This window comes from Pseudarthrobacter woesei (genome assembly GCF_055412745.1).
Genome location: NZ_JBVAYU010000022.1, coordinates 22,791 through 28,843, shown reverse-complemented (window position 1 = coordinate 28,843; position 6,053 = coordinate 22,791). Strand labels below are relative to the sequence as shown.

Here is a 6,053-nt window from a genome sequence, read left to right as displayed (position 1 = left end):
GCTCGGCGCCGGCGAGCCCGTTACCGAGGGGTTCGATGGCCACGATCTTCCCGCCGCGCACACCCACTTCACGTGGCGCAAGGCCGGCGGTGGTGAGGATGCGCTGGCCGCGGATGACCAGGTCAAAGCCTTTTTCAGACATGGAGGTTCTCCCTACTGACCGGGGAACGTGACAGCCCGTTGGCTGCCAACCGTCCGCTGATCTGAGTGCCCAGCTGCTCCAAAAGCTGTCCCGCCTCTGCCATGCACCTGTTTACATTGCTTTCAAGCTCGGTTAAGGCGTAGACGTCCTCGAACCCCGCGGCGGTTGCCTGCCCCTGTGCCAAGGTGTTGCGCCCGCAGACAACGATTACCGGAACGCCCTGGGCAGCTGATGCCCGGGCAACGCCCATCGGGGTCTTGCCCAGCAGGCTTTGCTCGTCCAGGCTGCCTTCCCCTGTGATCACCAGGTCCGCACCGGCCAGTCGTTCCGGCAGTCCGGTGAATTCGAGGACGACGTCGATGCCGGGGCGACGGGCTGCTGCCAGTACGGCGATGGCCGCGTATCCCACGCCGCCGGCTGCTCCTGCACCCGCGGCTTCCGCGGCTTTGATAGCGCGGTGACCGATTTCCCTGGCAAGGACTTCGACGAACCTGGCCAACGCGGCGTCGAGCATGTTGACGTCCTGTTGTGAGGCGCCCTTTTGCGGGCCGAAAATTGCCGCGGCGCCTTGGGCTCCCAGCAGGGGATTGTCGACGTCGGAGGCCAGCACAAAGCGTGTGTCCTTCAACCGGGGGTCGAACCCGGTGAAGTCGATGGTGTCCAGGCGGGCCAGGGCGGCCCCTCCGGCAGGCAAGTCCGTACCGTCCGGGTCCAGAAAGCGGGCGCCCAGGCCCTGGAGTACTCCGGCGCCCCCGTCGGTGTTGGCGCTGCCACCCACAGCGAGGATGATCCGGCGGCACCCCGCATCCAGTGCTGCGCGGATCAGCTGGCCTGTCCCCAGGCTGCTGGCGGTCGTGGCGGAAAGCGAATCGGGCTGGTCTCCGCGGAGGACCTGCGGCAAGACGGCCAGCCCTGATGCTGTGGCCATCTCGATGACGGCCTCGCTGCCCCGGACAGCGTAGTCCGCGTCAAGTGGTTCTCCGGTCGGCCCGGAAACTTTCGCGCTGCGGCGGGTGAAGCCGGAGCCGACGGCGGCATCGAGGGTTCCCTCGCCGCCGTCGGCTACCGGAATATGAACAATGTCCAGGTCCCCGCCGGTCGCCTGCTGCAGACCCTTTTCCAGGTGCCGGCAGACGTCGGGGGCGGACAGCGATCCCTTGAACTTGTCCGGGGCGATCACGATGCGCATGCTTAGCCCTGCAGGGCAAGGATGGCGGTGGGAGCGTCGGCGGCGGTCTTTGCCAGTTCCTCGAACTCGTTCACGGCGTTGATTTCCACACCCATGGAGATGTTGGTGATCTTTTCCAGGATCACTTCAACCACGACGGGAACCTTGAACTCACCCATGAGGGCTTTTGCCTTGTCGAAGGCTGTGGCGAGGTCGTTGGGGTCCTCCACGCGGATGGCCTTGCAACCCAGGCCCTCCGCGACCTTGATGTGATCCACGCCATAGCCTTTTGTTTCGGGGCTGTTGATGTTGTCGAACGCGAGGGACACGTTTTGTTCCATCTCGAAGCCGCGCTGGGATTGGCGGATCAGGCCCAGGTAGGAGTTATTGACCACCACGTGGATGTACGGCAGGTTGAACTGGGCTCCCACGGCAAGTTCTTCGATCATGAACTGGAAGTCGTAGTCGCCGGAGAGGGCAACCACTGTCTCATCCGGGTTGCCGCGAACGACGCCGAGTGCTGCCGGCGCCGTCCAGCCCAGCGGGCCGGCCTGGCCGGCGTTGATCCATTTGCGGGGACCGAAGACGTGCAGCATCTGCGCGCCCGCGATCTGGGACAGGCCGATGGTGGACACGTAAATGGTGTCGCGGCCGAAGGCCTTGTTCATCTCTTCATACACACGCTGTGGCTTGATGGGGATGTTCTCGAAGTGCGTCTTGCGGTGCAGGTTGGCCTTGCGCTCCGCGCACTCCGCTACCCAGGCGGAGTAGTCCGGCAGGGACTTGGCAGCCTTGCGTTCGCGGGCCAGTTCTATCAGCCCGGCCAGCGCCGCGCCGGCGTCGGAGGCGATGCCCAGGTCGGGGGAGAAAACCCGGCCGATCTGGGTGGGCTCGATATCGATGTGCACAAATTGACGGCCGGCCGTGTAGGTGTCCAGGCCGCCGGTGTGGCGGTTGGCCCAGCGGTTGCCGATGCCGATCACGAAATCGCTGCGCAGGTAGTTCTCGTTGCCGTAGCGGTGGGAAGTCTGCAGGCCCACCATACCGGCCATCAGGCGGTGGTCATCTGCGATGGTGCCCCAGCCCATGAGCGTGGGGATGACCGGGACGTTGAGCAGTTCGGCCAGTTCCACCAGCTGTACGGATGCACCGGCGTTGATGATGCCGCCGCCGGCTACGATAAGTGGCCGCTCCCCTGCAGTCAGCATGTCCAGGGCCTTTTCCAGCTGCCTGCGGCTGGCCTTGGGCTTCTCGACGGGCAGGGGCTCATAGGTGTCGATGTCGAACTCAATCTCAGCCATCTGCACATCGATGGGGAGGTCCAGCAGGACCGGGCCGGGCCGGCCGGAGCGCATCAGCTGGAAGGCCTTCTGGAAGGCGCCGGGCACCTGGCCAGGTTCCAGGACTGTCATGGCCAGCTTGGTGACGGGCTTGGCGATGGACTCGATGTCCACGGCCTGGAAGTCCTCTTTGTGCAGTTTGGCCACAGGGGCCTGGCCGGTGATGCAAAGCATGGGGATGGAGTCGGCCCAGGCTGCGTAGAGTCCTGTGATCATGTCGGTGCCGGCGGGGCCGGAGGTGCCGATACAGATTCCGATGTTGCCGTCCTTGGCGCGGCTGTAGCCGTCCGCCATATGGCTTGCACCTTCGACGTGGCGGGCCAGCGTGTGACGGATCCCGCCGTGCGCCCGCATTGCTGAATAGAAGGGGTTGATTGCGGCGCCTGGCAGGCCGAACGCCTCGATGGCGCCTTCCTTTTCCAGAATGGCAACCGCTGCATCAACGGTACGCATCTTGCTCATGGGGTGCTCCTTGATAAAGTCTGGGGGGTGCCCGTTGCGGGCTGGATTTGGGTGTTTTGGGTGTGCCGGGGCCGCCGTCGTGGCTGTACGACGGTGGGTGCCGGTTTTGGTTTGTGTGTCCGCCCTGCGGCGGCGGGCTTACTCGCGGCCGCTAAGCTGCAGGACCTGCTTGAAGAGTCCGGAGTGGTCCAGGCCGCCGTCGCCCTGGTTGACGGTTGCGGCGACGAGCTGCGCGACGACGGCGCCGAGGGGGATCGCGACGTTGGCCTCGCGTGCAGCGGAGGCGACGATGCCCAGGTCCTTGTGGTGGAGAGCCAGGCGGAAGCCGGGGTCGAAGTTACGGTCCAGCATCTTCCGGCCCTTCTGGTCCAGGACCTTGGACCCGGCCAGGCCCCCGCCGAGGACTTTGAGAGCTGCGTCGGTGTCGACGCCGTAGGCCTCGAGAAAGGCGATAGCCTCGGCCAGGACCTCAATGTTGACGGCGACGATCAGCTGGTTGGCGGCCTTGACGGTCTGGCCGGAACCCGAGGGTCCGACGTGGACGATGGTCTTGCCCACTGCCTTGAGGACGTCCTGTGCTGCCTCGAAGTCATCCTTGTCCCCGCCCACCATAATGGACAGGGCGGCGTCGATGGCGCCTTGTTCACCTCCGGAAACCGGTGCGTCGAGCGGGCGGATGCCGGCCGCCGTAGCGGCATCGGACAAGCGCTTGGCCACGTCCGGGCGGATGCTGGAAGCATCAATCCACAGGGTGCCCTTCTTTGCATGGGCGAAGACACCGTCCTTACCACTGACGACACCTTCAACGTCCGGGGAGTCCGGCACCATAGTGATGACAAAATCGGCATCCGTGACGGCGTCAGCGATGCTTGTGGCACCCGTGCCGCCTTCGGAGACGAGTTTGTCGATCTTGTCCTGGCTGCGGTTGAAGCCGGTGACACTGTGGCCGGCTTTAACCAGGTTGATAGCCATGGGCAGGCCCATGATTCCGAGTCCGATGACTGCGACGTTGCTCATGATGTTCTCTTTCTGAAGTCTGTGGTGGTGCCGGCGGGGAGCGTAAACCGCTCCGGTTGTTGAGCTTTTTTGAAACCGGATCTCGACAAGCTCGATCAGCGGCTACTGGGCGGCGTGCTGCCGGATTGCCCAGCGGAAGGCCGTTTCCTGGGGTTCCTTGTATTCGAGGCCTATGTAGCCCTCGTAGCCAAGTTCCCGGCTGCGGGTGATCCATTCCCCGAGGGGAAGCTTTCCGGTGCCAGGAGCTCCGCGGCCGGGGTTGTCGGCGATCTGGATGTGGCCGAAGTCCTTTGCGTGGTTCTCGATGACGGCTGGGACGTCGTCTCCGTTGACTGCCAGATGGTAGAAATCGGCGAGGAGTTTGATGTTTTGCACACCGGTTTCGTTCTTAGCCCTTGAGATGACGTTCAGAGCGTCCTGGGCGGTGAGGAGGGGGTACCTGGGTGCGCCGCTGACCGGTTCGAGAAGGACGGTGCCGCCGATGCGGGCTACGCCTTCTGCGGCTGCCGTCAGGTTTTTGATCGCCAGTTCGTCTTGCTCTTCGGGGGCGAAGTCCTCCTGCCGGTTGCCGTAGAGCGCGTTGAAGGCCGTGCAGCCCAGGTGCCCGCCAATGCCGGCGACAACGTCGATGTTGTCCTTGAACTCTGGGCAGCGCCCCTTCCAAGAGACCAGGCCGCGATCGCCGCCGGGCATATTGCCGGCGTTGAAGTTCAGACCGGTGAGCTGAACGCCGGCATCCTTGATGGCATTTTCAAAGTTCTGGACCTGTGTGCCGGTCGGGACGGACGTTTCGAAGGGCCACCAAAACTCGACGGCATCAAAGCCCGCGGCTTTCGCCGCGGCGGGGCGCTCGAGCAGGGGCAGCTCCGTGAGGAGGATGGAGCAGTTCACTGTGTAGGTCATCGTAGGTCCTTCCGAGGGGCTGGGTTCCAGATTCCACGGCTTTCAGGCTTTCAACTGATTCCGCCTTGTGGAATTTAGATTCTGCTTTATGAAAAGTTTAGGGAATGGAAGGGCTGGAGTCAAGGGCGGTTGCGGGGGAGTCATCCGGAATAGGGGGCACGAAAAACGGGCGGCTCCTGGCAGAGCCGCCCGTTCGATGTTGGTGTTAGGTCAGGCGGATCTGGCGGTTGACGTCCTTGTAGAGCAGGTAGCGGAATTCGCCCGGGCCGCCGGCGTAGCAGGCCTGTGGACAGAAGGCGCGCAGCCACATGAAGTCGCCGGCTTCCACTTCCACCCAGTCGTTGTTGAGCAGGTACATGGCCTTGCCCTCCAGGACGTACAGGCCATGCTCCATTACGTGAGTCTCCGGGAAGGGAATCACGCCGCCGGGCTGGAAGGTCACGATGTTCACGTGCATGTCATGGGCCAGATCGCTGGGGTCAGCGAAGCGGGTGGTCTTCCATACGCCGTCAGTGTCGGGCATCGCGCCCGCTTCGATGTCCTGGTCGCTTGTCACGAAGGACTTGGCTTCGTAGCCCTCGAGGCGCTCGTAAGCTTTGCGCACCCAGTGGAAGGAAACGATGTCAGCTGAGACATTCTCCAGGCCCCAGGTGGAGCCGGCCGCGAGGTACGCGTAGCCACCCTCCTCAAGCTGGTGCAGTTCCCCGTCGAGGGTCAGGTTGACTTTGCCCTTGGTGACGAAGACGACGCCTTCAACGCCTGCCTCGAACTCAGCCTTGGGAGCGCCACCGCCCGGGCCGATCTCTACGATCAGCTGGGAGAACGTAGTGGCGAACCCGGAGATCGGGCGGGCGATGATCCACGAACGCGTGTTGGTGAAACCAGGCAGGTTGCTGGTCACAATATCCGTCATGACGCCCTTGGGGATGACGGTGTAAGCCTCCGTAACGATGGCTCGTTCTGTTGTGAGGTGGGTCTGGGGCGGCAGTCCGCCCTGGGGGTAGTAGTACTTGCCCATGGT

5 protein-coding genes and 1 pseudogene are annotated in these 6,053 nt (G+C 63.8%); all 6 read right to left on the bottom strand.

The features are described from left to right. Nucleotides 1-142, bottom strand: a pseudogene (locus tag ACZYZE_RS18520) (allantoinase AllB); the annotation flags it as partial. Next, entirely contained in the window at nucleotides 135-1,331 is a 1,197-nt protein-coding gene (locus ACZYZE_RS18515; RefSeq protein WP_463909462.1) for a glycerate kinase, read from the bottom strand. The gene ACZYZE_RS18515 and the pseudogene ACZYZE_RS18520, both read right to left, overlap by 8 nt. Nucleotides 1,332-1,333: 2 nt before the next feature. After that, on the bottom strand, nucleotides 1,334-3,112 hold the full coding sequence (gene gcl / locus ACZYZE_RS18510) for a glyoxylate carboligase (protein ID WP_463909460.1): 1,779 nt from the start codon (nucleotides 3,110-3,112) through the stop codon (nucleotides 1,334-1,336). A 138-nt stretch (nucleotides 3,113-3,250) separates the two neighbouring features. Next, entirely contained in the window at nucleotides 3,251-4,210 is a 960-nt protein-coding gene (locus ACZYZE_RS18505; RefSeq protein WP_463909464.1) for a 2-hydroxy-3-oxopropionate reductase, read from the bottom strand. A gap of 21 nt (nucleotides 4,211-4,231) precedes the next feature. Continuing rightward, nucleotides 4,232-5,032 carry a hydroxypyruvate isomerase family protein gene (locus ACZYZE_RS18500; protein WP_463909459.1) on the bottom strand — a complete coding sequence of 267 codons (801 nt, stop codon included), beginning with the start codon at nucleotides 5,030-5,032 and terminating at the stop codon, nucleotides 4,232-4,234. Nucleotides 5,033-5,237: 205 nt separating this feature from the next. Continuing rightward, the gene (locus ACZYZE_RS18495) at nucleotides 5,238-6,050 is read right to left on the bottom strand and encodes a bifunctional allantoicase/(S)-ureidoglycine aminohydrolase (protein ID WP_463909457.1); all 813 of its coding nucleotides are present in this window, start codon (nucleotides 6,048-6,050) and stop codon (nucleotides 5,238-5,240) included. Nucleotides 6,051-6,053: the final 3 nt, after the last annotated feature.